Origin of the sequence: Gemmata algarum, from assembly GCF_034097035.1 — a bacterium.
In the GTDB taxonomy this organism is placed as follows: Bacteria; Planctomycetota; Planctomycetia; order Gemmatales; family Gemmataceae; genus Gemmata; species Gemmata algarum.
The window spans coordinates 1-25,796 of the sequence record NZ_JAXBLV010000241.1 but is presented as its reverse complement, the minus strand read 5'-3'; the positions used below and the strand labels follow the sequence as shown (position 1 = coordinate 25,796).

At 69.1% G+C, this 25,796-nt stretch carries 21 protein-coding genes; 14 read left to right on the top strand and 7 right to left on the bottom strand.

Annotated features, from left to right (window positions below; genetic code table 11):
- Both R5W23_RS30710 and R5W23_RS30705 read left to right on the top strand, forming a co-directional pair.
- The coding region (locus R5W23_RS30710) for a hypothetical protein (RefSeq protein WP_320689676.1) at nt 1–4,599 on the top strand (4,599 nt) is incomplete at its 5' end.
- Nucleotides 4,600–4,816: 217 nt separating this feature from the next.
- Nucleotides 4,817–7,024: a DUF1549 and DUF1553 domain-containing protein gene (locus R5W23_RS30705; RefSeq protein ID WP_320689675.1), complete on the top strand. Its 2,208-nt coding sequence runs from the start codon at nt 4,817–4,819 to the stop codon at nt 7,022–7,024.
- A 30-nt stretch (nt 7,025–7,054) separates the two neighbouring features.
- On the opposite strand, the gene R5W23_RS30700 is transcribed toward R5W23_RS30705, so the two are convergent.
- Nucleotides 7,055–7,411: an SET domain-containing protein gene (locus R5W23_RS30700; protein WP_320689674.1), complete on the bottom strand. Its 357-nt coding sequence runs from the start codon at nt 7,409–7,411 to the stop codon at nt 7,055–7,057.
- A gap of 180 nt (nt 7,412–7,591) precedes the next feature.
- Here R5W23_RS30700 and R5W23_RS30695 point away from each other — a divergent pair, with 180 nt between their 5' ends.
- The gene (locus tag R5W23_RS30695; RefSeq protein WP_320689673.1) at nt 7,592–9,010 is read left to right on the top strand and encodes an MBL fold metallo-hydrolase; all 1,419 of its coding nucleotides are present in this window, start codon (nt 7,592–7,594) and stop codon (nt 9,008–9,010) included.
- Between the two features lie 116 nt (nt 9,011–9,126).
- On the opposite strand, the gene R5W23_RS30690 is transcribed toward R5W23_RS30695, so the two are convergent.
- Nucleotides 9,127–9,468: an ArsR/SmtB family transcription factor gene (locus R5W23_RS30690; RefSeq protein ID WP_320689672.1), complete on the bottom strand. Its 342-nt coding sequence runs from the start codon at nt 9,466–9,468 to the stop codon at nt 9,127–9,129.
- A gap of 67 nt (nt 9,469–9,535) precedes the next feature.
- Nucleotides 9,536–10,486, bottom strand: coding sequence for a WD40 repeat domain-containing protein (locus R5W23_RS30685; protein ID WP_320689671.1), 951 nt, complete (start codon nt 10,484–10,486; stop codon nt 9,536–9,538).
- Between the two features lie 156 nt (nt 10,487–10,642).
- Between R5W23_RS30685 and R5W23_RS30680 the strand changes: the two genes are divergently transcribed.
- Nucleotides 10,643–11,818 carry a hypothetical protein gene (locus R5W23_RS30680; RefSeq protein WP_320689670.1) on the top strand — a complete coding sequence of 392 codons (1,176 nt, stop codon included), beginning with the start codon at nt 10,643–10,645 and terminating at the stop codon, nt 11,816–11,818.
- A 216-nt stretch (nt 11,819–12,034) separates the two neighbouring features.
- Here R5W23_RS30680 and R5W23_RS30675 read toward each other — a convergent pair whose 3' ends face one another.
- Nucleotides 12,035–13,234, bottom strand: coding sequence for a DUF6807 family protein (locus tag R5W23_RS30675; protein WP_320689669.1), 1,200 nt, complete (start codon nt 13,232–13,234; stop codon nt 12,035–12,037).
- An 84-nt stretch (nt 13,235–13,318) separates the two neighbouring features.
- Here R5W23_RS30675 and R5W23_RS30670 point away from each other — a divergent pair, with 84 nt between their 5' ends.
- The 4 genes from R5W23_RS30670 (at nt 13,319) to R5W23_RS30655 (ending at nt 16,376) form a co-directional block, all read left to right on the top strand.
- A complete protein-coding gene (locus R5W23_RS30670; RefSeq protein ID WP_010048993.1) occupies nt 13,319–13,663 on the top strand; it encodes a 4a-hydroxytetrahydrobiopterin dehydratase in 345 nt (114 codons plus the stop codon).
- Between the two features lie 17 nt (nt 13,664–13,680).
- Nucleotides 13,681–14,229 carry an orotate phosphoribosyltransferase gene (gene pyrE, locus R5W23_RS30665; protein ID WP_261190316.1) on the top strand — a complete coding sequence of 183 codons (549 nt, stop codon included), beginning with the start codon at nt 13,681–13,683 and terminating at the stop codon, nt 14,227–14,229.
- A gap of 92 nt (nt 14,230–14,321) precedes the next feature.
- Complete coding sequence (locus R5W23_RS30660) at nt 14,322–15,692, top strand: patatin-like phospholipase family protein (RefSeq protein WP_320689668.1); 1,371 nt, start codon at nt 14,322–14,324, stop codon at nt 15,690–15,692.
- A 66-nt stretch (nt 15,693–15,758) separates the two neighbouring features.
- Nucleotides 15,759–16,376, top strand: coding sequence for a hypothetical protein (locus tag R5W23_RS30655; protein WP_320689667.1), 618 nt, complete (start codon nt 15,759–15,761; stop codon nt 16,374–16,376).
- Nucleotides 16,377–16,556: 180 nt separating this feature from the next.
- On the opposite strand, the gene R5W23_RS30650 is transcribed toward R5W23_RS30655, so the two are convergent.
- Entirely contained in the window at nt 16,557–17,297 is a 741-nt protein-coding gene (locus R5W23_RS30650; protein WP_261190318.1) for an SDR family NAD(P)-dependent oxidoreductase, read from the bottom strand.
- Between the two features lie 120 nt (nt 17,298–17,417).
- On the opposite strand from R5W23_RS30650, the gene R5W23_RS30645 reads away from it, so the two are divergent.
- Nucleotides 17,418–18,041: a hypothetical protein gene (locus tag R5W23_RS30645; protein WP_320689666.1), complete on the top strand. Its 624-nt coding sequence runs from the start codon at nt 17,418–17,420 to the stop codon at nt 18,039–18,041.
- The gene (locus R5W23_RS30640; protein ID WP_320689665.1) at nt 18,038–18,403 is read left to right on the top strand and encodes a hypothetical protein; all 366 of its coding nucleotides are present in this window, start codon (nt 18,038–18,040) and stop codon (nt 18,401–18,403) included. The genes R5W23_RS30645 and R5W23_RS30640 overlap by 4 nt, the downstream gene beginning before the upstream one ends.
- Nucleotides 18,404–18,837: 434 nt before the next feature.
- Here R5W23_RS30640 and R5W23_RS30635 read toward each other — a convergent pair whose 3' ends face one another.
- On the bottom strand, nt 18,838–19,575 hold the full coding sequence (locus R5W23_RS30635) for a YebC/PmpR family DNA-binding transcriptional regulator (RefSeq protein ID WP_320689664.1): 738 nt from the start codon (nt 19,573–19,575) through the stop codon (nt 18,838–18,840).
- 170 nt (nt 19,576–19,745) lie between these two features.
- Here R5W23_RS30635 and R5W23_RS30630 point away from each other — a divergent pair, with 170 nt between their 5' ends.
- On the top strand, nt 19,746–20,507 hold the full coding sequence (locus R5W23_RS30630; RefSeq protein ID WP_320689663.1) for a hypothetical protein: 762 nt from the start codon (nt 19,746–19,748) through the stop codon (nt 20,505–20,507).
- A 277-nt stretch (nt 20,508–20,784) separates the two neighbouring features.
- Here the strand turns inward: R5W23_RS30630 and R5W23_RS30625 are convergent, their stop codons facing one another.
- Nucleotides 20,785–21,798, bottom strand: coding sequence for a low molecular weight phosphatase family protein (locus R5W23_RS30625; protein WP_320689662.1), 1,014 nt, complete (start codon nt 21,796–21,798; stop codon nt 20,785–20,787).
- A gap of 417 nt (nt 21,799–22,215) precedes the next feature.
- Here R5W23_RS30625 and R5W23_RS30620 point away from each other — a divergent pair, with 417 nt between their 5' ends.
- From R5W23_RS30620 to R5W23_RS30610, 3 genes are all read left to right on the top strand, one after another.
- Nucleotides 22,216–23,475 carry an NHL repeat-containing protein gene (locus R5W23_RS30620; RefSeq protein ID WP_320689661.1) on the top strand — a complete coding sequence of 420 codons (1,260 nt, stop codon included), beginning with the start codon at nt 22,216–22,218 and terminating at the stop codon, nt 23,473–23,475.
- Between the two features lie 74 nt (nt 23,476–23,549).
- Nucleotides 23,550–24,434 carry a PhnD/SsuA/transferrin family substrate-binding protein gene (locus R5W23_RS30615; protein WP_320689660.1) on the top strand — a complete coding sequence of 295 codons (885 nt, stop codon included), beginning with the start codon at nt 23,550–23,552 and terminating at the stop codon, nt 24,432–24,434.
- A 59-nt stretch (nt 24,435–24,493) separates the two neighbouring features.
- Nucleotides 24,494–25,603 carry an outer membrane protein assembly factor BamB family protein gene (locus R5W23_RS30610; protein WP_320689677.1) on the top strand — a complete coding sequence of 370 codons (1,110 nt, stop codon included), beginning with the start codon at nt 24,494–24,496 and terminating at the stop codon, nt 25,601–25,603.
- Nucleotides 25,604–25,796 lie beyond the last annotated feature (193 nt).

Genomic DNA, 25,796 nt, shown 5'->3' with positions numbered 1-25,796 from the left:
ATCCGCCGGGTCCGCGCCCCGGCGTCCAAACTTCCCGAGGTGCTGAAAGAGTTCGAACCGGGTCCGGTGCTCCGTCTGCCGCGCGGCGAATTCGAGGCCCGGGTGCGGGCCGCGGGCCGGGCCGTCGCGCGAGCGAAACAGGCGCCGCGGATCGTCGACGCGAGCTACACGGCCGAGCTCGACGGCGGCGACCTCGTCGGCACCGCGACCCTCGGGGTGCTGAACGCGACGGGCGGCGCCGCGTTCCTGTCGCTCGACCCGTTGCGCGTGGCGGTCCGCGACCCGCGGTGGGGCGCCGACGAGGCCGCGGTACTCGCCATTCCGACCGGCGCGGCCGCGCCGGCGGTGTGGGTCGCCCGCGACGGGCGGCAGGCGCTCCAGTTCCGGTGGTCTCTGGCGGGCACCGCGGAGCCCGGCGAGCGGCGGTTCGAGCTGAAGGCGCCGGCGTGCGCGTCGGCGGCGCTAGACCTGGACTTACCGGAAGACCAGGCGCCCACGCCGCTCACGGACGCGCTCCTCACCGGCCCGGTCGCCGCTGAGGGCAAGCCCGGGCGGAAGCGTTGGCGGTTTCAGTTCGGCGGCCGGCCCCGGCTGGAGTTCGCGGTCCGCGCCACGGGCTCAGCGTCCGCGGGGGCCACGGCGGCGCTGGTCGCGAAGTACGAGCTGAGCCCGCACCTGCTCGCCGCGGCGTTCGAGTACGAGCTGCGCCCGGTCCGCGGGTCGGTGGGCGAGTGGACGTTCCTCGCGGACCCGGGGCTGCGCGTCACCGAGGTGATCGCGAACAACGGGGCCGGGTGGTCCGTCGAGCCGCCCGCGGCGCCGGGCGGGCCGCGCCGCGTGACGGTCTCCCTGCGGCAACCCGGCCCGGGCGGGAAGGTGCTGGTTACCGCGGTCGCCCCGCTCCCGGACCCCGCCCGCCCCGCGGACGCCCCGCTGCCCGTGGTCCGCCCGCTCGGCGCCGTCATCGAGACCGAGTCCGTCGAACTGCGTGTGGCTTCGGGGCTGAACATCGAGGCGTGGGCGCCGGGGGACTACCACCTCACAGACGCGGTGACGGCGGCCGAGCTGTCGCGGGTCCTTTCGCTCAGCGGTGCGTTGCTGGCCCCCGGGAGCGACGCGCCGTTCCGCCGGATGCCGTCGGTCCGCTTGTCCAACCCCGCGAGCGCGTTCAACACCTCCGAGCGGTTGGAATGGCTTCCGGGGCCGGGAGCGTCGCTCCTGGTCGCACGGGTGGGCGTGCGGGCCACCCGCGGGGCGCTCTTCCAGCTCACCGTGCGCCCGCCCCCCGGGTTCGCCCTCGACCGCGGCGCGGCCGGAACGGACGAACTCGTCTCGCACATCGGTCCCCCGGGGGCCGACGGTCAGGTCATCGAGCTGGCCCGCCCGCTGCTCGCCGGTCAGCAAGCCGAGCTGCGGTTCGAGTTCCGCGGCCCGGGCGCGCGGCCCGGCACGCCGGTACCGTTCCCGGCGTTCGCCGTGGCCGCCGCGACCGAGCGCGCCGGGTGGCTCAGCGTCTCGACCCCGCCCGGCTGGGCGCCACAGCTCCGGCCCGGTGCGGGAGCGACGCCGGCGGGGCTGTGGGGCTGGCTCGCGACCGACGCTCCCGCCGACGCCCGGGCCGTTTACACCTACCGCGCGAAGGAGCCGGCCGGCACGCTCGTACTGGCCCCCGCGGCGCCGGTGCTGAGAGCCGACGCCGTCGTGTCGCTGGGAACGGCCGGCGGGCGGTGGCTCGCGAACACGCGCTTTTCTCTTTCCGCGGCCGGCGGCGCGCTCACCGAAGCCCTGGCGTTCGTGCCCGGTCCGCCCGACGACGCGCGGACGTGGGTCCTTACCGGTTCGCACGAGAACGCCGCGAGCGCGATCCCGATTCCCCCCGCGTTACTTGAGCCCCCCTTCTTGGGAGGGATCGACTGGCCCGCGAGCCTCGTCGGTGCCCGCGTGCGGGCCGGCGCGGGTGAAGAGGGGACGCTCTGGCTCGTGCGGTTCGCGCGGCCGGTGACCAGCGCCGTACTCGAAACCGCCGCCCCCGGGCCGCCCCTCGGGGCGGACGACTTCGTGTTCGGGATGCCGCGGCTGATCGGCGCGGACCGAACCGCCCGCGCGGAACTGGCGCCCGCGCTCCACGGGCGTGCCGCGATCGAGTTGAACGGCACCGAGGTGCGCGTGCGGCCCGCGCCCGCGGCGGCCGGGTTACAGGTGGCGGGCGCGTATCTGCTCACCGCGGTGCGCGGCCCCGACGAGGTCGTTGCGGTGTTCGGGGCGACCGTGCGCGACTCGGCGGGCGGTCGGCTGCCGGTGGAACTCCCCGCCGGCGCGGAAGTGCGCGGGGTGTGCGTCAACGGGCGCTGGCTCGCCCCGGCCGCGTGCGCGGCGCGCGACGGCGCGCTGTCGGTCCCGATCCCCGTCGGCGATGCAGTGCGGTTCGAGGTGCGGTACCGCCTTTCCGCCGAGCCGGGGTGGCCGACCCGGTCCGTTGCCAGCCCGGCCCCGCAGGTGCCGGGCGATCCGCCGGTGCGCCGGTGGTGGAGCTTCGCTGACGGGGTGTTGCCCGGGTGGCCGGCGCGCCCGGACGGGGCGGTCGCGGACGGGCCGCCGCTGCTCGGCGGGCCGATCGCCGGCGGCCCGCCGGCGCTGGTCATCCGGTCCGACGACGGGTGGGTGCGGGTCGGCGCCGTGCGCACCGCCGACGCGGTCGCGGCAGCGGCAGCGGCGGTTGTAGTTGCGCTCGGGATTGTTGGTGCCGGCCGGGCACGCGGAGCGCTCGTGTTCGGTACCGTTACGGCGGTCGCGCTCGGCGCCGCGGAACTCGGGCCGCCGTGGTGGGCGCGGGTCGCGTGGCCGGTGCTGTGCGCCGCGCTGGTCGGCCTCGCCCGCGCGCTGGTGTGGGCCACGGCCCGTCGGGCGGTCGTCGCCGGCCTCCTGATCGGCGCGATGGCGCTCGGCTCGTTCGGGCTGATCGCTCAACCGCCGGCGGCGGCGACCGTCTTCATCGGCGCCGGGGGCGACGGCGGCGAAGAGGTTACCGCCGCGAACGCTCTGTTGGAGCGGCTCGACGCGCTGGCCCACCCCACCCCGCCTCCCCCGGTCGCCACCGCGGCGGCTTACGACGTGAGGGCCGACGACACCGGGGCGTGGGTCGACGCGCGGTTCGTTGTGTACGCGTTCCGCCCCGGGGACAACGTGTTCGCGCTCCCGCTGGGGGACGCGCGGCTGGAGCGGGTGACGGTGAACGGGGGGCCGGCGTTCGCGACCGCCCCCAAGCCCGACACGTACGCGGTCCCGCTGGGCGCGGCGGGGCGGTACGAGATCGACGTCCGGTTCGCCGCAACCGTTACGGCCTCCGGGGCCGAGCGCGAGCTGCGGTTCGGGACGCCCGACGTGCCCGACACGAAGCTGACGGCGGTGCTGCCCGGCGCGGCACGGCAGCCGCAGGCGCCGGGGCGGCTCGGCCGGCAGACGGCGGCCACCGCGGGCGAGCGGACCACGATCGAGGCGGACCTCGGTGCGGTGAAGCACGTTCACCTGCGGTGGCGCGAGGGCGTGGACGGGTCCGCCGCGGTCAAGGTGCGCGAGGCGTGCGTGTGGGACGTGACCGACGGCGGGGCCGAGCTGACGGCCGCGTACCTCGTGCGGGTCGAGCAGGGGACCGTCGCGGGCCTGCGGGTCGACGTGCCGGCGGAACTGGAGGTGCTGCGGGTCGCGGTCCGGGCGCCCGACGCGCTCGGCACGGCGCCCGCGCTGCGCGACTGGCGACTGGAACCTGAGAAGAGCGGCGCACGCCCGCTGCAAATCGACTTCCAGGGGGCGTCCGCGGGCCGGTTCCTGGTGGTGCTGGAGTGCGCGCCGCGGAAGCCACTCACGCGCCAACCGGTGCTCCGATTCCCGCGGGTGGTGTTCGGTTCCGTGAAGGGCGAAACGGACCCCGTCTACGCGCTCCGCTCGGCGCGGGTCGTTGTCGAGGAGGTCGGCCGCACCGGGGTGATCGATTTTTCGGCCGACGCGCTGCGCGACTTCGTTCCGGTTACAGACCTGAAGCTCGACCCGAACCACCTGCCGCGGGCGTTCCGCCCGGTGTCCGGCGCCACCGCCGAATTGCGCCCCGTGTTGCGCACGGGCGAGGCCCCTCGGGTGCTCTCCTCCACCGCCTGGGCCGTCGGGCCGACCCGCGCCGACGCGAACGGGCGTCTGTCGTGGAGCAGCGAGGCACCGGTCGCGCTGTTCGAGTTCTCGGTTCCCGGGGTGCAGGTGCTGGAGGTGCGCGGCCCGGACGTGTCGGGGTGGGGCCGGGCCGGTGAGCGGGTGCAGGTGTGGCTCCGGGCCGGCACCCGTGAAGGGGCCGTCGAGTGGACCGGGACGCTCGATCCCGGTGGCAAACCCGGGGCCGAATGGTCGTTCGAGCCGATCGTTCCGGCGGTCCCGAACGGCCGGCTCACATCCATCGATGTGCGGGTGCGGCCGGTTGCGGGGTGGGCCGCGCGCCCCGCAACCGGCCGCGGGTGGTCGCCGGCACGGGCCGACGAACTCCGGTTCCACGCCGCCGGGCCGTCGGCACCAGGGCCGCGCGTGCAACTGGCCCCGCTCCCGCCGGGACGGTAAGACAGCCGACCAAAGGTCTGCTCGTCGAAAGTCGTAACGTCACAAATTTAATAATGGGAAAGACCGGGGCGAGTTCGTCAATCGTGCCGCCGGGCGCGCCGTTTCCGCTTGCTCGCGCTCCGCGTGCGACTTAAGCTCAGAGGGAAGCCCGCAGGCGCGCCCCGTCTGCTTGGTCGCCCCCGCCCGACCCGCCGAACACCTATCTCCGAGTGCCCACATGCCAAGGCTCGCGTACCTGCTCGCCGCAGCGGTTGCGGCCTGCGCGCCGGGAGCGACCCGTGCCGGCGACGTTCCGTCGTTCACCGCGGATGTCGTCCCGCTGTTCACGAAAGCCGGGTGCAACCAGGGCGCGTGCCACGGGAAGGGGGCCGGCCAGAACGGGTTCCGGCTGTCGCTCCGCGGGTTCGCTCCCGAGCAAGATTACAAGTGGGTCACCCGCGAGTTCGACGGCCGCCGCCTCGACCGCACGAGGCCCGAAGAGAGCCTGCTGCTCCGCAAAGCCACCGGCCAGACCCCGCACGAGGGCGGCCGGCTGTTCTCGGCCACCAGCCGCGAGTACGGGTTGCTGCTCGACTGGCTGAAAGCCGGGTACCCGGGGCCGAGCAAAGGGGACGTGTCGGTCAGCAAGCTCGAACTGGCCCCGGCGTCACAGGTGCTCAAGCCCGGCGAAGAGGTGCAACTGGTTGCGACCGCCACGTTCGCCGACGGCTCGCGGCGCGACGTCACCTGGCTCACCAAGTTCGACTCCAACGACCCCGCGTACCTCGCCGTAACGCCGGGCGGCCGGGCGAAGGCGCTGCGCCACGGGGCCAGCGCCGTTCGCGCGATGTACCTCACGGAGGTCGCGGTCACGGTGATCGGCGTTCCGTTCGACCGGCCGGTGGACGGCGCGCGGTTCGCCGCCGCGAACAACTTCGTCGACACCCACGTGTTCGCGAAGCTGAAGGAGCTGCGGGTCGAGCCGTCGGACCTGTGTACCGACGCGGAGTTCGTCCGGCGCGTGTTACTCGACGCCTGCGGCGTGCTGCCCACTGTTGACGAGGTGAGGGCGTTCGTTGCCGATCCGGACCCCAAGAAGCGCGAAAAGCTGATCGACGCGGCGCTCGCGCGCCCGGAGTTCACCGATTATTGGGCGCTGCAACTGAGCGACCTGTTTCAGAACCGCAAGGAGCGGGACCACGACGTGCGCGGGGTGAAAGGCGTGCGGCAGTTCCACGCGTGGCTCCGCAAGCAGGTCGCCACGAACCGCCCCTGGGACGCCATCGCCCGCGACGTGCTCACGGCCACCGGCCCGAGCACCGAGAGCCCCGCGGTGGGGTACTTCATCGTGACGGTCGGTGAGCACCGGCACGGCGAGAGTTCGGAAGCGCCCGAGTCGGTCGCGCAAGCGTTCCTGGGCACCCGGATCGGCTGCGCGAAGTGCCACAACCACCCGCTCGAACGCTACACGCAGGACGACTTCTACCACTTCGCGGCGTACTTCAGCCGCGTGAAGCTCGACCGTAAAGAGGCGAAGGACGGGGCGACCGTGTTGAGGGTCAGCCACCCGGACCAGAACCAGAACAAGAACCCGGTGGGCGTGAGCCAGCCGCGCACCGGCGCGTTCATGAAGCCGCAACCGCTCGACCGCACGCCGACCGACGTGAAGCCCACCGACGACCCGCGGGCGCAACTGGCGAATTGGATCACGGACCCCAAAAACGAGTACTTCACCGGGGCGATGGTGAACCGGGTATGGAAGCACTACATGAACGTGGGGCTGGTGGAGCCGGTGGACGACCTGCGGGCCACCAACCCGCCCACGAACCCGGCGCTATGGGCCGCGCTCAACAAGGAGTTCGTGGACAAGAAGTTGGACCTGCGGGCGCTCATGCGTGTTGTGCTGAACTCCCGCGCGTACCAGCTCTCCAGCGCCACCCGTAAGGGCAATGAGACGGACCCGCGGTTCTACTCGCACTACTACGCGCGGCGCCTGCCCGCCGAGGTACTGCTCGACGCCGTCTGCGACCTCAGCGGCGTGCCGGAGCACTTCGCCGGGTATCCGACGGGCACCCGGGCGGTGCAGGTGCCGGACCCGGGGGCGAACTCGTACTTCCTGCGCGCGTTCGGCCGCAGCGACCGTGTGACCGCGTGCGCGTGCGAGCGCACCGGGGAGGTGTCGCTGCCGGCGGTGCTGAACCTGATGGGCGGCGAAACCGTGACCCAGAAGCTGACCGCCGGCGGGTGGGTGTCCGAGTTGCTCGCGGCCGAAAAGGACGACGACAAGGTGACGGACGCGCTGTTCCTGCGAGCCCTGGCCCGCGCCCCGGCCGCCGCGGAACGCGAGACGGTGCGGCGGCTGCTCAAGGACGCCCCGCGGAACGACGTGTACAAGGACGTGCTGTGGGCGCTGTTGAACAGCAAAGAATTCCTGTTCAACCGGTGACCCGGTCGTTTCGAGTCCCGGCGCCCGGCGTCACAGGTCGTCGTAACGAATGAACAGTTCCTCGCCGGCCCGGATGTCGCGCAGGGCGAAGTAGTCGTAGTTCGCGTCGTGGGCGAGGTTCGGTTCGTCCGAGTCGTTCAGGTACCACCCCGCGCTGACCCGGTTAAAGTCGGCCGGTACGAAGCACTCGGTTTCGTACCGCGTCGCGAAGTTGTTCTTCACCTCGTCCGGCACGGCGAGCTCGGAAAACTCTTCCCAGGTTAAGCGCCGCACGTCGCCCGGCGCGAACAGTTCCGGCATCAGGGTGCCTTTGGGAATGTCGGTGACCGCGAACACCCCGACCCCCGCGCCGGGGATCGTGGACGGTCGCAACCGGAAGTACACCATTCGCGCCTCTCGCCGTCTGTTGGTTCCAGCACGCACCACGTGCCTCATGCCGCGGCGTCAACACACCTCGGCCGACAGCACATTACCACACCGGTGGCTGGATTGCCCTTACAGGGGCGGGCCGCCGCGGGGTATGCTGCACACAGGCGCCCGCGTTTGTCGCACCCGTCCGAAGGTGACATGGCCAAAGTGACAGAACCGCAGCCGGAACCGCAGGTCACCTTTTGGGGCGCGGCGCAGACCGTCACCGGGTCCATGCACCGGCTCGACGCCGCGGGCAAAACGCTCCTGCTCGACTGCGGGCTGTTCCAGGGCAAGCGGGCCGAGAGCTACGCCCGCAACCGCGACTTCCCGTTCCGCACCCGCGACATCGACGCCGTCGTGCTCAGCCACGCGCACGTGGACCACTGCGGGAACCTGCCGAACCTCGTGCGCAAGGGGTTTGCCGGGCCGATCTACTGCACCCCGGCCACCCGCGCGCTGGCCGCGGTCATGCTCGGCGACGCCGCCAAGATTCAGGAAGAGGACGCCAACTACCTCAACCAGAAGCGGGACCGCGGCGACGCGAAGGTGCAACCCCTCTACGACGCCCGCGACGTGTACCGCACGCTCACCAAGATGCAAGCGGTTCCGTACGGGAAGCCGTTTCACATCGGCAAGGGCATCGAGGTCACCTTCGCCGACGCCGGCCACCTGCTCGGTTCCGCCACCGTTCACCTGCGGATCGACGGCCCCGCCGGGGCGCGCCGCGTCACCTTCACCGGGGACATCGGCCGCCCGGGGCTGCCCATCCTGCGCGACCCGGAGCCGATCCCGCCCTGCGACCTGCTCATCACCGAGAGCACCTACGGCGGCCACACCCACGAGCACGTCGACGAGACAGCGGACAAGCTCGGCGCGGTGGTGCGGCAGACGGTCGAGCGCGGCGGGCGGGTCGTCATCCCGGCGTTCGCGGTGGGCCGCACGCAAACGGTCGTGTACTTCCTGCACCAGCTCATTTCCGCCGGGAAGCTGCCCGCGCTGCCGATCTTCGTGGACAGCCCGATGGCGTCGCGCGCGACCGAGGTGTTCCGCGCCCACACCGAGTGCTTCGACGACGAGACGCTCGCGCTGCTCGGCGCCCACCCGGACCTGTTCGGCGAGAAGCACGTCCGCTACGTCGAGACGGTCAACGAGAGCGTTAAGCTGAACCGGTTCGACCGCCCGTGCGTCATCATCTCCGCGAGCGGCATGTGCGAGGCCGGGCGCGTGCAGCACCACCTGAAGCACGCGCTGGGCGACGCGCGGAACACCATCCTCATCGCGGGCTACCAGGCCGCGGACACGCTCGGCCGCCGCCTCGTCGAGAGGCGGCCGGAGGTGCGCATCCTGGGCCGCCTGTGCCCGTTGAAGGCCGAGGTCGTCGTGCTGAACGGGCTCTCCAGCCACGCCGACCACCCGGACCTGCTGCGGATGCTCGGCCCGCTGGCCGGTTCCACCGCCCGCGTGCGGCTGGTCCACGGCGACCCCGAGCGGGCGGCCAAGCTCGCAGAGGGGTTGAAAGGGGTCGGGTTTGCGGACGTAGAAATCCCCGTGCGTGGCGACGTGGTGCCGGTGTGAGGTAAAGAGTGCACCGCAGAGGGCACGAGAGGCCGCAGAGAGAAACCAAGAACAAATGATCGTTCTCTGTTTTCTCTCTGCGGCCTCTCGTGCCCTCTGCGGTGAACACGCTTCTTCTACTCCACATCGGCGCGGCAGTTGGGCATCTCGATGCGGCAGCAGCCGAGGTTGAGCGCGTCCTTGGGAACGCCGGCTTCGACGGCGTCTTCGAGAACCCCAGGGCGGAGCGAGTACAACACGAACCGGCCGATCTTCTTGCCGCGGATCAGGTTCGCGTTTCTCAGCACGCTGAGGTGGTGCGACACGTTCACCACGTTCTTGAGGCGCAGCATATCAGCGATCGCGGTCACGTTCTGCGGGCCGTCCGCGAGGAACCGAACGATCTTCAACCGCTCCGGCGCCGCGAGTGCGGAGAGCAGCTTCGCGCAGCGCTGTGGGTCGAGCGGGTCTTTGGCCACGGTACGCGCCTCCGCCGAAAAGTTCTGTACGCGCCTCCATTTTAACATTCGCCGCACGAACGGGAAGCTACGTCCTTTTCTCCGCGACCCGGAACACTTCGACCGCCCCGCCGGTCTCGCCCTTCGCCATGTACCGGCCGTCCGCGGTGAACGCGAACCGCGTGGCCGGCGCGCCCGGCACCTCCCACTCGCGCACCGGTTTCCCGGTGCGGAGGCTCCAGTTGCGCACCCGGAGGTCGTCGCCGGCGCTCACCAGCGTGTCGCCGTCCGCCAGGAGTAGCACGGTGCGCACCGGCCCAACCGTTCCTTTCAGTTCAGCCCGCACGACCGGTTTGAGCGCGCTCACGTCCCACAACCGGATGACGCCGTCCTGAGCACCCGTGGCGAGCGCCTTGCTGTCGGCCGAGTACGCGACCGCGTTCACCTCGCTCGGGTGCGCCAGGACCGCGCGCTCGGTCGAACGGATGCGCCCGACCGACCACACCCGCACCGAGCCGTCAGACGCCGCCGTCGCCAGCCCGGTACCGTCGGGGGCGAACGCGACCGCCTTTACCGCGTGTGTGTGACCGACGAGCATCGACCGCGGGTCGGCACTCGCACCGGCCCGCGGTTCCCACACGCGCACCGTCCGGTCCGCGCCCGCTCCGGCCACTTGCTTGCCGTCCGCCGAGAAGCACAAACCGTCAACCGCCCCGCGCGCGCCGCGGAGCCCCCCCGCCTCGGCCGCGGTCGGATCGGTAACATCGTACAGCCAGACCATGCCGTTTAGCGCCCCGGACCCGGCGGCCAGGGTGCGGCTGTTGGGCGCGAACGCGAGTGAATGGAACAGGTCCCCGGCTTTACGCAACACGGAGCGCTCACCGACCTTCGAGCCGGACACGTTCCACACGCGGGCGGTCCCGTCGGCGGCGGCCGAGGCGAGCAGGCACCGGTCGGGAGAGAAGGCGAGGGCGAGGACTCCGGCCGTGTGGCCCTTCAGGGCCACAATCGTTTTTGCGGTTTCGAGTTGCGCGTTCACGGCTGCCCCCTGTCCGGTCCCCGCTGCGGCGGTGCCCAGCCAGCACTCTACAACACAACTCGTGCCAGCGCGGACCGGTTCGCGGGCGAACGAAATCGCTATCCTGAATCGTGTCGCCCCTGGTGCCTGAAACGCGATCGCCCGCGGAGTGAGCCCGTGACGCACGAGGTGTTCGGCAAACTGCGGTTCAAGGAAGCCGACGAGTCGTGGGCCGGGTCCGCCGGGCTGCCGCGGTTCGCGGCCGTGGGTCAGATGCCCGCCCCCGCGCCGCTCACGGAGGAAGAGGCCGTCCGGATGGCCGCCGACATGAGCGCGGCGCTGGAGGCAATGAAGGAGCAGATGCGGGCGCAGTTCGGCGAACGGGTGGACCAGGCGCTCGCCGAACTCGACCGCGCGGCCGAAGGGACCGAACCGGCGCCTGCCGAGTCCGACCCCAAGGACCAGGAGCGCGAGCAGCGCCGGGCCGCCCGGCGCGAGAAGAACGCGGCGCTGTTTGCGAAGGGGCGGTTCCCGGTGCGCGTCGCCGCACCCGGCGGGGCCGAGCCCTCGCCCGCTCAACAGGCGTCGTACCGGTTCCTGTGCGACAACGAGGCCACAGTGTACGACGCCGTGGTCGGGCAGGTGTGGGAGTCGTTCCAGAGCGCATACGAACAGGAGCACTGGCGCCAGGTGGCCGGGATCAAGGCCGCGGCCACCGTCGCGGACCTGAACGGCCGGTTCGCGGTCACACGGGTGGACATCGCCCGCGAGGCCCGGAACGGGTTCGCGCACCTCGTGTTCCTGCTCGAATCCGACTGGCAGGACGAGCACGGGATGGTGGTGACCTACGCGCCCGACACGCGCGAGGCGCACTGGACCTCGTGGGAGGGCCTGTACGACCTGCTCGAATCGGACGAGCCCGAGAGCGAGGCCGAACAGGAGGAGTACGTCCCGTCGCCGCACGACCTGCTGCTCGAAGCGATCCTCACGGGCGACGAGCCCCTCGCGCGCGAACTGGTCGCGCGGGGCGCCGACATCAACGCCCTCGGCGAGGACGAGTACCCACCGCTGTGGATCTCGGTGGACCAGATCGAGGTGGAAGAGGTGCGGCGGTTGCTGGCGTTCGGCGCGGACCCGAACCTGCCCAACCCGGACGAAAAGACGACTCCACTGAAACACGCGAAGCGGATGTACCGCGACATGGGGTTCGCACCGGCGAAGAAGCGGGACGCGCTGCTCGACGGGATGATGTCGCTGGTGCGAGAAGCGGCCGGCGAGCGGTTTCACGACATCCAACTGCGGCTCGAAGAGATCATGCGGCTACTTGAAGCTGCCACGAAGACCGAGAGCTGACACGAAGTGGCCACAAAAAGCACAAAACACGAAGGCATAAAGAGAGGCTGGCCACAAAAAAGCACAAAGGGCACAAAAGGAAAGCGAAGACCAAGACAATAGAGAAGTGCTTTTGAACTCACTCTATTGTCTTGGTCTTCGCTTTCCTTTTGTGCCCTTTGTGCTTTTTTGTGGCCAATCTGCCTTTGTTCTGTGCTTTTTGTGGCCAATCTGCCTTCACTTTACCACAGGCGGGTGGACGAACCCTTCGGCCAGCGCGGCGCACTGCTCGACGGTCATTTCCCCTTCCTGCACCCACACCCGGTACTTGAGCTTCAGCGGCTTGTCCGCGGTGAGGTCGTACTCGAAGTAGTCCCCGAACCGGCCGTAGTCGCGCTCGCTGCCGCGTGTCTCCTTCGGGTTGTCCGGGTGGTTGATGCGGAGCACCGTGTACCGCTTCCCGCCGGTCACGAAGCTGCAGGCGTTCCAGGGGAGGTCGATCGTCTTCGGGTTCGGCTCCTTCGCCTTCGGCTCCCAGTTCCGCGTCTCGCCCACCTTCCCCTTGCCGTCCGGGCGCAGGTAGTAGGTGTTCTCTTTGCCGTTCTTCGACACCTCCTGGTTCGCCCGGAAGTGGAACCCGGCGTGCTGCGGGTCGCCGTCCAACCGCACCTTCGCGAGCTTGGTGGAGAGCGTCGTGGACCAGTCGATCAGCGTACCGCCCTTGGCGGCGTAGGCCGTGACCGCACGCTCCTCGGTCGCGAAGGTGGCGCCGTCCTTGCCGTGCCACGAGATCTGCGAGACGTGCTTGCCGAACACCTCGCCCGCTTCGGTCGCGAGCATCTTGTCGTGCTGCGAGAACACGCCGCTGGTGCCGTGCCACACGTCGGCGGTCTGCTTCTCGCCGTAGCTGATCCGGTTGAACCCGAAGAACAGCCCGCGGTGGTGCGGGAACTGGCCGTCCTTGTCGGTCTTCGCGCTCGAGTTGGTGAGCAGGGCCTCGCCCTTCGTCGGGTCGTAGACGTTGTGGAACGGCTTGAACGTGTAGTAGTGGTTGGCCGGGTCGCGCGGCAGGTTGAAGTACTGGAGCACCTTACGGCCGTCGAACGACAGGACCGTCGTGCCGTCCTTCTCCGCGGTGAACTTGAACTGCGGGGGCGCCTTGACGTAATTGAGCATCGTCGGGGTAGCGGTGACGGTTTCGCCGCCCTTGAGCTTCGGCAGGACGAACACCAGCGACTTGCCGTCGGCGGTGGCCTGGGCCGGGACGTGCAGGCCGTCGGGCAGCGTGACCGAGTTGGCGCTCGAGCCGGCCGGCAGCGGCGCGACCACGACGGCGTCGGCCGCATCGGCCTTGCCGCCGGTCACCTCAACCTTCTGTGCGTGTGCGATCAGCGGGGTCGCGAGCAACAGCGCAAATGCGGGCAGCGTGCGTGTCATGGGTCGCTCTGTGGGAAAGGGTTCGGCGCGGCGGGGGGCGCGGCGTAAGATGGACACCAACTCGCCCGTTCAGGGGAGCTTCCCATGAGCGTATCCGCCGCCGAACTGACCGCCAAGAAGTGTACCGCGTGCGAGGGCGGCACGCCCCCGCTCGCCGCGGACCAGGTCGCCGCGCACCTCGCGGCCGTTCCCGGGTGGGCGCTCTCGGACGACGGCAAGCTGATCCGCCGGAAGTACAAGTTCACGGACTTCGCGTCCGCGATGGCGTTCCTGAACCGGGTCGCCGACCTCGCCGAGGCGGAGGACCACCACCCGGACCTGCACCTGACGGGCTACCGGCACGCCGCGGTCGAGCTGAGCACGCACGCGATCGGCGGGCTGTCGGCGAACGACTTCATCGTGGCGGCCAAGATCGACGCACTGGGCTAACACAAACGGGGAGAAGAATGTCCGCACAGGATCGACTGAAAGAGCTGTTCCGCGCCCGCGCCCTCCAGTTCGGGGACTTCACGCTCGCGTCCGGCAAGAAGAGCACGTACTACGTGAACTCGAAGAAGGTGCTGTTCCACGCCGAGGCGCTGACGCTGCTCGGCGAGCTGCTCTACGACGCGACCAAGGACCTCGAGTTCCAGGCGATGGGCGGTCTGGAGGTGGGGGCGATCCCGATGGCCGCCGCGGCGCTGACGGCGTTCCACCGGAACGGCCGGCACCTCGAAGGGTTCTTCGTGCGCAAGAAGGCCAAGGAGCACGGCGCCAAGGAACTCGTCGAGGGGCAGGTCAACGCCGGCGACAAGGTGGTGGTGATCGACGACGTGCTGACGACCGGCGGCAGCGTGGTCCAGGCGATCGAGGCGGTGGAGGCCAAGGGGGCAACGGTGCTCCGCGTGGTGTGCATTTGCGACCGGCTTCAGGGCGCGCGTGACGCGCTCGCGAAGTACGACTTCCGCCCGCTGTTCACCATCCGGGACTTTGGCATCGAGCCGCCGAAAGCGTAAGGCCGCCGTGTCGGGAGTTCCGGAAACCGCAACTCGGCGCTTGCGGTCCGGTGCGGGCGACGCTATCCCCCGCGTTCTTGGGGGAAGCAACAATGGTTCGCACGTTCACGCGGCCGGGGCCGGCGCTCGCTCTTGCGCTGGCGCTGCTCGCCGTCGCGCTCGGGTGCTCCAGCCCGAGCACCGTCGGGGACCGGCTCGCGCCGTTCCGGAAGCACGGCGTGCGCGCCGAGCGCACCAAAGAGGAACTGAAGGCGTCCGTCGGGTGGCTCGACGTCGCGGCCCAGGAGGCCGGGCGCAGCACGATCAGCACCGCGGAGCTGCTCGCGTTCGCCGAAAAGTCGCGCGCCGCGGCGCGGCCGGCGGTCCCGTCCCCGAAGCGGAACATCCTCGTCGTCACCGGGGGCGGCTCCTACGGCGCGTACCCGGCCGGCGTGCTCGTCGGCTGGACCGCGACCGGCACCCGCCCCGAGTTCGACGTGGTGACCGGGATCAGCACCGGCGCGCTGCTCGGCGCGTTCGCGTTCCTGGGGCCGGGCGAGGACGCCGAGTTGCAGCGGTGCTACACCACGCTCCGCGACCGGGACATCTACAAGCGGAACCGGATCATCCCGTCGCTGCTGTCCGAGTCGCTGGCGGACAGCGGCCCGCTGGCGCAGGTCATTGCGGAAACAGCGAACGACGCGCGGATCGCCCGGTTCGCGGCGGAGCACGCGAAGGGCCGGCGGTACTACGTAGGCACCACGGACCTGGACGCGCGCCGGGCGGTCGTGTGGGACATGGGGGCGATCGCGGCGCGCAACACGCCGGAGAGCCGCGAGCTGTTCCGCAAGGTGCTCCTGGCCTCGGCAGCGATCCCGGGGTTCTTCCCGCCGGTGCGCATCCCGATGACCGTGGACGGCCGGCGGTACGTGGAGCGGCACATCGACGGCGGCACCACGTCGTCGATGTTCTTCGCCCCGCCGTACGCGCCGCCCGGGCACGAGCCGCCGCCGGGCTGGCTGCACGGCTCGAACCTGTACATCCTGGTGGCGGGCAAGCTGTACCCGGACCCGTCCCCGGTGAAGCCGCGCACGTTCACGATCGCGAGCAACGCGGTGTCCACGGTCATCTACGACCAGACCCGCAGCGACCTGCACAAGCTGTTCCTGCTCACCGCGATGACCGGGATGACGTACAACGTGTCCGTGATCCCGCCGGAGATCAACTCGCCGCTCGAGAGCACCAAGTTCGACCCGAAAGAGATGTCGCGGCTGTTCTGTGCGGGCGCGGAGTGGGCGCAGTCGGGACCGAACTGGCGGATCACGCCGCCCGGGTACGAGCCCGGCGAAGGCGCGAAGTACCGCTCCGGAACGGCCCTCACCGACACCGGCCGTAATGCCGGAACGGGCATCCTCGGCCCGCCGGTGAGCCCCATCCCGAGTGCGCCAATGATCCCGATGGCGCCGGTCGTGCCGGAGAAATAATGCGGAGCTGCGGCGTGGAAGAACGACGCATGCCGAGCGCGGCGCCCACGCGCAGGAGAAATTCAAATGCCCGAAGCGAACGTGCGGCGGAGGTGGGAGTTGGCGTGCGTGTGCTGGCTCCTCGTGGTCTCCAGTACCGGCACGGTGGTGTACGTCGCGGCGCAGCAGTCGGCCAAGGCTTGGCGAATCAACCGGATCAAGCAGCACGGCCCGCTTCCGTCACTCTCGGAGAACGAGAAGAAGGCCCTTGAGCTGCGCGAGGGCTCGGCCGCACACGTATTCCAGATCGGGTTAGCAGTGACGGCCGTGCTGTGGGGGCTGGCGCTGGCGAAGAAAGGTGACCTCGGGCTGAGCCGCAAGAACAAGCCTGAGCTGGCCATGTTTTGGGCCGCGAACTGGCTCTTGGTCCTCTCACTCCTCGCCTTTCCCGTTCTGCAATTGGACGTTGCTGTTGCCCTCTCCTACACCCCAACGACCGCCGAGTTGAACGCCCGCCCCATGATCGAAGCCAAAGAGTTCCTCTGGGACGAGGGCGTGTGGAAGTACGCGAGCATCGGTCTTTACACTCTGATCGCGGCTGCGTTCGTCACCGGGTGTACGGTCTTGAGTGCTCGGCTGTTAGCAGATCCGATCGACCCATCTGGTGAAGCCCCTCGGGAGCCTCGAATCGGCCGTCTGTCGTAATTGAGCGGATCAGGTGCGTAAATAAAACAAATAAACGATATATAGAATAGACTACCGAGACGAATCGCCTGTACCTCGTAACAGCCCAAACGGCGGCTTTCAAAATCAAATAGCCGGAGTGAGATCATTTCTTGTGCAGCCCGGAGTGAGTAGACCAAAGCCGATCCGCACATTCCGGTTTCACATGGTCCGGCCGCCGTCCACCACGAGCACCTGACCGGTGGTGAGCGCGGTGCCGGTAGCGAGGTACAGGACCGCGTCGGCGATGTCGTCCGGGGTCGCAGCGCGGCCGAGCGGGGCCTGCTCGAGGAACTTCGCGACGTGCGCCTCGCGCCCGTCGAGCCAGCGCGTCAGGATCGGGCCGGGGGCGACGGCGTTCACCCGCACGTCGGGGCCGAACGCCCGCGCCAGCGATTGCGTCATGCAGTTCAGTGCCGCCTTGCTCGCGCAGTACGGGATCGAGCTGCCTTGTCCCGTCAGCCCCGCGACGCTCGTCACGTTCACCACGTTCCCCTTGCGGGCCTTGAGAAGCGGGAGCGCGGCCCGGACGCAATAGAACGCCCCCATCACATTAACGCCGAATATGTCCTGCCACACTTGATCGGTGAGGGCGTCGAGGTCGGTGTGGGGAACGAAGTGCGTCGTGCCCGCGTTGTTCACCAGCACGTCGAGCCGGTCGAACGTCGCCGCCGTCGCCGCGATCAGGTCGTTCACCTCGCTCGCGTCGGCCACGTTCGCCTTGTGCAGCAGGGCCGGGGCGCCCGCGGCCTCGACGAGCGCCAGCGTCTCGCGGGCGTCGGCCTCGGACCGCGAGTAGTTGACCACAACCGCGTACCCGAGCTTTGCGAACCGCACCGCGCACGCCCGGCCGACACCGGTCGCGCTGCCGGTCACGAGCGCGACCTTTCGTGAATCGGACATGCCGGCCCTCCTGAAAGTGCGAATGGTGTTAACTTCACCCGCCCCGCGGCGAATACCAGAACGAGAGTTGACACTAGTTTCCGCGCGGCACAACAATCGACAAGGTGCGGAGGGCGGACCGTGGAACAGCACCCCGAAATGCCGACCGGTTGTGAGATCACACGAACCGCCGACCCGGGCGGCGTGACACTGAGTTGGTCCGCGTACAAGGCGGGCGGGACGCGGCTGACCCGGTGGTTCCTGGTGCTGTGGGTGTGCGCGTGGTCCTTGTGGTGCGCGTTCGCACTCTATCGCGGCTTGATCGATGGCGGGGTGGAACCGTTCCTCTGGGCGGCGTTCACGGTTCTGAACTGCGCGGCCGGGCTGTACTGGATGCGGCACGAGTACCTGCCGCCCACACCGGAACGCGTTCGGCTCGAGCCCGACACGCTGCGGTACCACCCCGGGACCGGGCCGGCCGCCTCACGCAGTTGCGCCGAACTGCCGGACGGAACGGTCGTGCCCGTGACGCCCGCGCCGGCGGTGACGGTGAGCAAGGCCGCCATCCGCGGGTTCGGCGTCGATCGGGTCAACGGGCGCCAGCGGCTGTACTTTGATGCGGACGGGCGGCGGGCCGAGATCGGCGGCTGCCTGACCGAGTCCGAACGGGCGTGGCTGTTCGAGGTCCTCCGGGCGTGGCTCGGTCAGGCGGCCGACCGCCCGTGGGAGCGCGGGGCGCGGCACCAGGAAGGCTCTCAGGCGTGATCGAACCGGGACTTGTTCACGCGCTGCTGTTCGTTGCGGTCGCGGGCGTGTTTCTCCTGTTCGCCCGGGACTGGAGCGTGCGCGTCGTCGGCGCGTTCCTGATCGTCCCCCGGGCGGTCGCGGCCCCGTTCACCGACGGCGAGGTCATCGTTCTCGGGAGCGGGGTCGTGGCGGCCGTGTTCCACGTCGTGTACGGCTCGCTGTACGCGCCCGCAGGGCCGTCCGAAGGTGGGGCCGAAACGCTCACCCCGCCCGAAGCCGATGACACCTCGGAGCCCGCGGCGTGCGTGGCCTGCCGCGGATCGATCCCGGCGGGCGCGGACACCTGCCCGGCGTGCGGCTGGTCGTACACCGCTCGTTGAGCGGGGCGGGGCAACGCAGAGATCCAAACTTGGTTGAATGGCCGCGGAGCCGAAACGTCGTGAATCCTTAATTTCCAATAATTACGTCACTTTACCGGGTGGGTCGTGCGGTTGCCCAGGCTACCCAGACTGAACCCTTGCGCAGACCGGCTGTGCGGCACCGGACCTCGACGACCGATGGAGTCGTGAGGTTGCTGTGGGCCGGATCCTACGCAACGGCTGGGACCGGTCCGAACAGAACGAGGCGATGGCGGGACACTGACAACCGCGTGCCTGATCCTGTTGGCCGAGAGCTTGGCATCCGCAGCAAGCACACGTCAGCCACTCACAGACGTGGCTGACGGCAAAAATCCCAGACCGCCAACTTGAAACTACTGGAGTCTGTATGAGACGAGCGTCATGGCGATCCCCGCAGGGGAGCGCCATGACATCTTCTACTCGGCCATTTCGTCCGTGATGATGGCGTCGGTGAAGACGTTCTGGACGTCGTCGTGGTCGTCCAGCGCGTCCATGAACCGGACCACCTTCTTGCCGGTCTCCACGTCGATCTCTTTGGGCGCCTTCGCCAGGAACTTCACCTCGGCCTCGAGCGTATCGAGGTTGGCGGCCTTGAGCGCCTCCAGCACCGCCGAGAACTTGGACGGGTCGCAGGTGATCTCGAACACGTCCCCCTCGCGCTTCATGTCGTCGGCGCCGGCCTCCAGCGCCACGCCCATGACCGCGTCCTCGTCCTTGAACTTGGCCGCGTCGATGACGAAGAGGCCCTTGCGGTCGAACAGGTACAGGGCGCTGTTCGGCTTGCCGGGCTCGGTGTTGGCCCGCTCGAAGATCTTCTTGATCTCGCCGTTGGTGCGGTTCCGGTTGTCGGTCATCACCTCCACCAGCACCGCGACCCCGCTCACCATGCCCTCGTACAGGATCTCGTCGAAGGTGACCCCTTCGAGCTCGCCGGTGCCGCGCTTGATGGCCCGCTCGATGTTGTCCTTGGGCATCGACACGGACCGGGCCTTGTCGATGGCGTAGCGGAGCGGCAGGTTCATCGTGGGGTCGCCGCCACCGTTCTTGGCCGCGATGATGATGTACCGGCTGAGCTTGCTGAACAGCTTGCCGCGCTTCGCGTCCACCACCGCCTTGTGGCGCATGATGTTCTTCGCGTGACTGTGGCCTGCCATGTCTCCAAAACCTCTCGGGAACGGGTGGTGCAACCAGTATAGCAGTCGCCCCGGGGCGTGGCGTCCGCGCCCGCCGGGTGGTACGATCACGGCACCCGCAGCGGGCGGCCACGACTGCGCCCCAAGAACAAAGAGAAAAGAGCCCGGCCGCGTTCGCGCGAGGTGAGCGTATGACCGAAGCCGACTGGCTGGCGTGCCGCCAGCCCGCCCCGATGCTCGACGCGCTGGGGGACCTCGCCAGCCCGCGGAAGCGGCGCCTGTTCGCGTGCGCCTGCTGCCGCCGGCTGGAGGCGCCGCTTCCGCAACTCTGGCTCCGCGCGGCGCTGGACGTCGCCGAACGGTTCGCCGACGGGCACGTCTCGAACGACGAGCTGCGCGACGCCTGGCGGCGGGTCGGCGAAGACCTTCACACCGCCCACCGCCGCATCGAAATCGAAACCCGCAGCGGGACCCGGCCGCCGAAAGACGTGCGCGCGTCCGCGCTGCTGGAGGCCCAGTATTCGGCCCTGCGCGAGCTCAGCACGGCGGTTGCCGTGAGCATCAGCCGCTCGGGCCTCGGGCAGGACGCGGTGCGAGCGGTTCAGAGCGCGGCTCAAACGGCCGCACTCCGCACCGCAATCGGCGACTGGCAAGTGCGTGCCGCGGCGTCCGACGCGGCTTGCGCCGAGGAGCTTGCGCAGGCGGAACTCGTGCGCGACCTGTTCACCGACCGGTTCTGGTTCGTCGTGCCCGACCCCGTGTGGTTTACACCCGACGTGCTGGCGCTGGCGAACTACATTTACAACGATCATGCGTTCGAGCAAATGCCGATCCTGGCCGACGCGCTCCAGGACGCCGGGTGCGAGAGCGGCCGAGTCCTTGACCACTGCCGCGGCCCGGGGCCGCACGCGCGCGGGTGCTGGGTGGTCGATCTGGTGCTGGGTAAGGAGTAGAACGCGGGCGAGCGTGAGGTGCCCCAGCGCCCGGGCTACAGGTGGTGCCCCTTTGCTCCCGCTTCGTCAGGCTGTCTTGCCCCCGACGCCGTACACTGCGGCGCGGTGCGGTAGCCCAGAGGTTGATGCAACCGGCCGGGCGGTGGGCCACGCCCGCACTGCGCCGGCCTGGGCCGTCAACGCGCGAACCGGCCACGCCCCACCGGCGCTTGTCGGCAACTGTCGCGAACGACGCGGGGCCACATCACCTCGAACCTGAGTCGGCGGCGCCGAACGGCTACTTGTGCGCTCCGTCGAGTTCTAGCCGGCGCCGGGCCTGCATCATGACGCTGAGCATGAGCCGCCCGATGTCGTCGCGGCGCTCGGCGTACTTCGCGGACTCGAAGGGGGTGCCGTCGAACGACTTCGGGTCGAGGTACGGCAGCGGGATGCGGGCCGCGGCGCCGGTGACCTTCGGACAGGCCGTGTCGGCCTCGCTGCAAACGAGAAGGGCGGCGAACGCGCGCTGCGGGTTCTGCGGATCGGAATAGACCTTGGAGAACTCCCGCGTCGCGAGCCCCTTACCCCAAGTCATGCTGTAGATGGGGTTCGCGCCCCCCCCTTTTCCGCGGGGCGCTTCTCTCCCCGTCGGCTCCACCTCCAGGCCGATCTCTTTGAGCGTGGCGACCGTCCGCGGGTTGATGGCGTCGGGGTCCGTACCGCCGCTGTAAAAGCGGACGTCCGGGAGGCCGTAGTAGGAGGCGGCGATGTTGCCCATCGTCGCGCTCAGCACGCTGCGGCGCGTGTTCCCCGTGCAGACGGCAATGACGCCCAGCGGGTTGCCGGCGCGGTAGTGCTCGACCACCCAGGCGACGAGCTCTTCCGCGCGCTTACGATGGGCGTCCTCGATCATGTCGTACTGCGTGGTCAGCAGGTCGGCGTGTAACCGCGCCTTGGCGTGCATATCCTTTCGGGACGGCGGGCACTTCTCCCGGAGCAGGCGCCCCATCTTTTCGACCGAGATCGGCGCGCCGTCACCGGCGAGCGCCTTAAACGCTCCCTTGTCGAAGAACTCCTGGGCCACCTCCCAGGACAGCTCCGGGGACTTGTTGAGTGCGGCCGTCAGCCTGAGCTTGAGCGGGCGATCATTCCCTGCGCCCAGCGCGCGCGGCGCAGCGAAGTGGTGCGCGAACCACAAGGCGGTCGTAAACGGGCTCAGGGGTTCGGACACCCGTTCGGGGCCGGCGCTCAGTCGGGACGGGAGTGCGGCGAGGCCGAAGAGTCCCATCAGGCCGCGGCGGGTAAGGGCCATGCGATTGACCTCCGGGAACAACGGATCGTCGGTCGTGGTGCCGACCGGCGGCGGCGCGGGGCAACGGCAACCAGACGACCGAGGTCGGGCCACACCAACTCCAGCCGGCAACAGGTGCCACGGTGCGACGCGAATCCGGCCGCGAGGTGTGGCACATCGTGCCGAAGCCTTTTCCACTGCCGCGCGACAGCGAGAGCCGGAAGTTTCAGGAGCCGAGGCACTTAAGAAGAGCCGACACCGTGACGCTTGCCTTTCAATTAAGCAATCATCTCGACCATGCCCGCGCGATTCGGCCCACGGTCGCCCAAGTAACTGTACTCGATGGTAGCCCTCGCAGTTAGCTTCGGATACCTTATTCGTCACCTCCACGCTAAGAATTGCCGACCGAGTTGTTGTCCCCACTCCCGGAGTTCGAGTATGAGGCTCTTCCGCCTGAGCGCCGCCGCGGCGGCGCTGGTCACCGGGTTCGCGGTCGCCGATGAGAAGCCCGCCGCGCGACCGGCCGTGCCCATCCAGCCCGTCGCACCGCCCAACCCGGCGGAGAAGTTCGAGACCACGCACAAGGTGGTCGCCTCGATCGACGTGAAAGGCGAGAAGGGGCTCACGCTCCAGACCATTTGCCTCGACGGCAAGGGGCATGTGGTCGCCTTGGTGGCCCCGCCCAAGCCGTACGGCCCGCCGGCCAAAGGCGCGACCGCCGAGATCCACGTGTTCGGCGCCGGCGGCAAGCCGGTCGCGAACTGGAAGGTCCCGTTCCACGCGACCGCGGTCAACTGCGGGCCGGACGACGCGATCTACGTGGCCGGGGACGCCAAGATCGCCAAGTTCGACGCTGCCGGCAAGCAGCTCGGCGAAACGGCCGAGCTGCCGCACGTCGCCGCCGCGGTGAAGGACAAGGAGGCGCTGAAGGCCCGGGCGGAAGCCCAGTTGAAAAAAGAAAAGGAGCAAATGGCGCAGGCCTACGGCGACGCCCGTAAGAGCATCGCCGAGCAGCTCAAGCGGATCGAAGATAAGAAGGCGGAGGAGCGGTCGAAGACCGAGGTGCGGCAGATCGAGCAGTTCAAGAACCTCATTCAGCAGTACGAGAAGATCGAGGCGGACTACAAGAGCCGCACCGTCGAGCAGGTGATCGAGGCCATGACCGGGCGGCTGCGGGTGGCCAACGGCATGTCCGTGTCCGAGAAAGACGTGTTCGTGGCGTGCGGCGACATCGGGTACGGGTACGCGGTGTGGCGGTTCACCAAGGATCTCACGGACCCCAAACAGATCCTGAGCGAGATCGGCGGGTGCTGCGGGCAGATGGACATCCAGTGCCACGGCCCGGACGTGCTGGTGGCCGAGAACACGAAGCACCAGTTCGCGCGGTACGACCGCGAGGGCAAAAAGGTCGGCTCGTTCGGCAAGCGCGGCGACGACACGGACCCGAAGTGCTTCGGCGGGTGCTGCAACCCGATGAACATCCGGGCGGTCGGCGTGGGCGACATCTACACGGCCGAGAGCGAGGGGGTCATCAAGCGGTTCAGCCCGTCGGGCGAGTTCCTCGAGACTGCCGGCGTGGTGAAGCTCACCGGCGGGTGCAAGAACGTCGCGGTGGCCGTGTCCGCGGACGCACAGAAGATCTACTTCTGCGACCAGCCCGGCTCCAAGTTCCACATCCTGGAAAAGAAGGCGAAGTAGGCCGTGCCGGTCCGCGCGCCCGTCCGGGCGCGCGGCTTTTTTCTGTTCCCGACCACTCTTCCGGGGGGCGACCGATGGCCGCCGATCTGAGCCGCCGCGAGGCGCTCGCAACCGCACTCGCTCTGACCGCCCTGCCCGCCGCGCGCGGCGACGAGAAGCCCAAGCCGGCCGAGAAGCCGGCGGTGATACCCGGGAACGCGCTCGTCGTCCTGGTCATGGACCCGCTGTCCAAAGACCTGTCGTGCCCGTGCGTCAGCGGCTACGGCCAGCGCGACTACGACAAGTTCGGCAAATACCTGGCGGGCAAGGTCGGCCGTCCGGTCGCGGTGGTGTACGGCGAGAGCCTGCCCGGCGCGCTGAAAAAGTCCGAGGGCAAGGCGCACCTGATTATCGGCAAGGACTCGGTGATCCGCGCGACGGCGCCGGGCGCCAAGCTGGAGGTGACGCAACTCGCGGCCCTCACCGGCAAGGACGGCAAGACCACGCAGACCGGGCTCGTGTGCGTCGCCGCCGCCGATAAGGCGATCACCCCGGCGGACCTCAAGGGGTACACGATCTACTTCGGGAACGCCGCCGCCGAAGAGAAGAGCGCCGCGGCCGTGCAGGCCCTCAAAGAGTTCGGTCTGGAGGTGCCGGCGCGGCTCGACACCTGCGCCACGTGCTCGGAGGGCGCGACCAAAGTGGTCGAGGAGGCGCAGGCCGGCAAAAAGGTCGCGGCCGTGATCTCGTCCTACGCGCAGCCGCTGCTCGAGGGGTGCGGGACGATCAAGAAAGGCGCCCTGCGGGTCATCGCCGAAACGGACCCGGTGCCGTTCATCGCCGCGTTCGCCACCGGTAGCCTGACCGCCGCCGAGCGCGACGCGGTGCGGGCCGCTCTGCTCGCGGTCGGCAAGGACAAGGACCTCAGCGCCGCCATCGAAACGAAGGCGGGGTTCATCGAGCCGGCTAAAAAAAAGTAGCCGGCAACCCCGACTGGACGCAGTGGCGCGGGCCGAACCGTGACGGTCGGCTCGCGTGGCTGCCTGACAAACTCCCTGCCAAAGCCGATCCCGTTTGGGAAACGGCTCTCACCGCTCCCGGTCTTGGCGGTGTTGCAGCCACCTCCGAGTTCGTCCTCGTCTCCGACCGCGAACTGAACGACACGGTGGACGTGTTCCGCTGCCTCAAGGCCGCGGACGGCAAAGAGGCGTGGGCGCACCGCGTGCCCGCCGTCGGACGGCTCGATTACGGCAACTCCCCACGCGCCACCCCCCTCATTCACAACGACTTGGTGTACTGCCAGGGTGCGTTCGGCGACCTCGCGTGCCTGGAACTGCGAACCGGTAAGGCGAAGTGGTCGCTGAACGTGCGGGACGAGTTCGACGCGACGGACGAGCGGAAGTGGGGCGTGTGCGACTCGCCGCTGATCGCGGACGGTAACCTGATCGTGGCCCCCGGCGGGAAAGACGCGGCCCTGGCGGCGCTCGACCCGAAAACCGGGAAGCCCGTCTGGAAAGTCACCGGCGCCCTGGCCGGATACGGATCGTTCGTCGCGGCGAAGTTGGGCGGGGTGCTTCAGATCGTCGGGCACGACGCAGAAACGTTGGGCGGGTGGGACGCGAAAAGCGGGAAACGTTTGTGGACCGTAAAGCCCGACCGACGGGGCGACTTTAACGTGCCCACACCGCTGGTTGTTGGCGACAAACTGCTGGTAACAACCGAGAACAACGGGACGCGGCTGTTCGGGTTTAAGGGCGACGGGAGCATCGATCCGAAGCCGGTTGCGGTAAACAAGAAGCTGGCCCCGGACACCCACACGCCAGTGGTGGCCGGGGGGCACGTGTTCGGCGTGTGGAACCGGCTCTACTGCTTGAGCCTGAAGAACGGTCTGAGAGAGGTGTACGATGAGGACGGGGCGGCGTTCTCGGGCTACTGCGCGGCCGTCGCAACCGACACTCGCGTCCTGATCGTCTCACGATCCGGTGAACTGATCCTCTTGGACGCCGCTGCGCGGGAATATACGGAATTGGGGCGTCTGTCGGCCTTCAGTGGGACGGACAAGGGCGTCTACGCGCATCCTGCGTTCGTCGGCACGCGCATGTACCTTCGAGGGAGCGGAGCCGTAATCGGTCTCGAACTGACCCCGTAACGGTGATCCGTCGTTGCCCGTGTACCGAAAGCTTCGGAAGATTTTGACAGGATTGACAGGATGAACAAGACAAAGGCAAGTTCTGTTTATCTTGCTCATCCTGTCAAAACCTTTTTCGTGAGCATGAGGCCTGGGTGGATTGGGGCGAGGCGACGAGCATCCACTACTATTTCTAGTGCCGCTCTTGGCGCTA

What these genes read in the sequence shown, in the direction of transcription:
- R5W23_RS30705 (WP_320689675.1), top strand. Translation starts at nt 4,817, where the DNA reads ATGCCAAGGCTCGCGTACCTGCTCGCCGCAGCGGTTGCGGCCTGCGCG.
- R5W23_RS30700 (WP_320689674.1), bottom strand. Translation starts at nt 7,411, where the DNA reads ATGGTGTACTTCCGGTTGCGACCGTCCACGATCCCCGGCGCGGGGGTC.
- R5W23_RS30695 (WP_320689673.1), top strand. Translation starts at nt 7,592, where the DNA reads ATGGCCAAAGTGACAGAACCGCAGCCGGAACCGCAGGTCACCTTTTGG.
- R5W23_RS30675 (WP_320689669.1), bottom strand. Translation starts at nt 13,234, where the DNA reads ATGACACGCACGCTGCCCGCATTTGCGCTGTTGCTCGCGACCCCGCTG.
- R5W23_RS30670 (WP_010048993.1), top strand. Translation starts at nt 13,319, where the DNA reads ATGAGCGTATCCGCCGCCGAACTGACCGCCAAGAAGTGTACCGCGTGC.
- pyrE (WP_261190316.1), top strand. Translation starts at nt 13,681, where the DNA reads ATGTCCGCACAGGATCGACTGAAAGAGCTGTTCCGCGCCCGCGCCCTC.
- R5W23_RS30660 (WP_320689668.1), top strand. Translation starts at nt 14,322, where the DNA reads ATGGTTCGCACGTTCACGCGGCCGGGGCCGGCGCTCGCTCTTGCGCTG.
- R5W23_RS30655 (WP_320689667.1), top strand. Translation starts at nt 15,759, where the DNA reads ATGCCCGAAGCGAACGTGCGGCGGAGGTGGGAGTTGGCGTGCGTGTGC.
- R5W23_RS30650 (WP_261190318.1), bottom strand. Translation starts at nt 17,297, where the DNA reads ATGTCCGATTCACGAAAGGTCGCGCTCGTGACCGGCAGCGCGACCGGT.
- R5W23_RS30635 (WP_320689664.1), bottom strand. Translation starts at nt 19,575, where the DNA reads ATGGCAGGCCACAGTCACGCGAAGAACATCATGCGCCACAAGGCGGTG.
- R5W23_RS30630 (WP_320689663.1), top strand. Translation starts at nt 19,746, where the DNA reads ATGACCGAAGCCGACTGGCTGGCGTGCCGCCAGCCCGCCCCGATGCTC.
- R5W23_RS30625 (WP_320689662.1), bottom strand. Translation starts at nt 21,798, where the DNA reads ATGGCCCTTACCCGCCGCGGCCTGATGGGACTCTTCGGCCTCGCCGCA.
- R5W23_RS30620 (WP_320689661.1), top strand. Translation starts at nt 22,216, where the DNA reads ATGAGGCTCTTCCGCCTGAGCGCCGCCGCGGCGGCGCTGGTCACCGGG.
- R5W23_RS30615 (WP_320689660.1), top strand. Translation starts at nt 23,550, where the DNA reads ATGGCCGCCGATCTGAGCCGCCGCGAGGCGCTCGCAACCGCACTCGCT.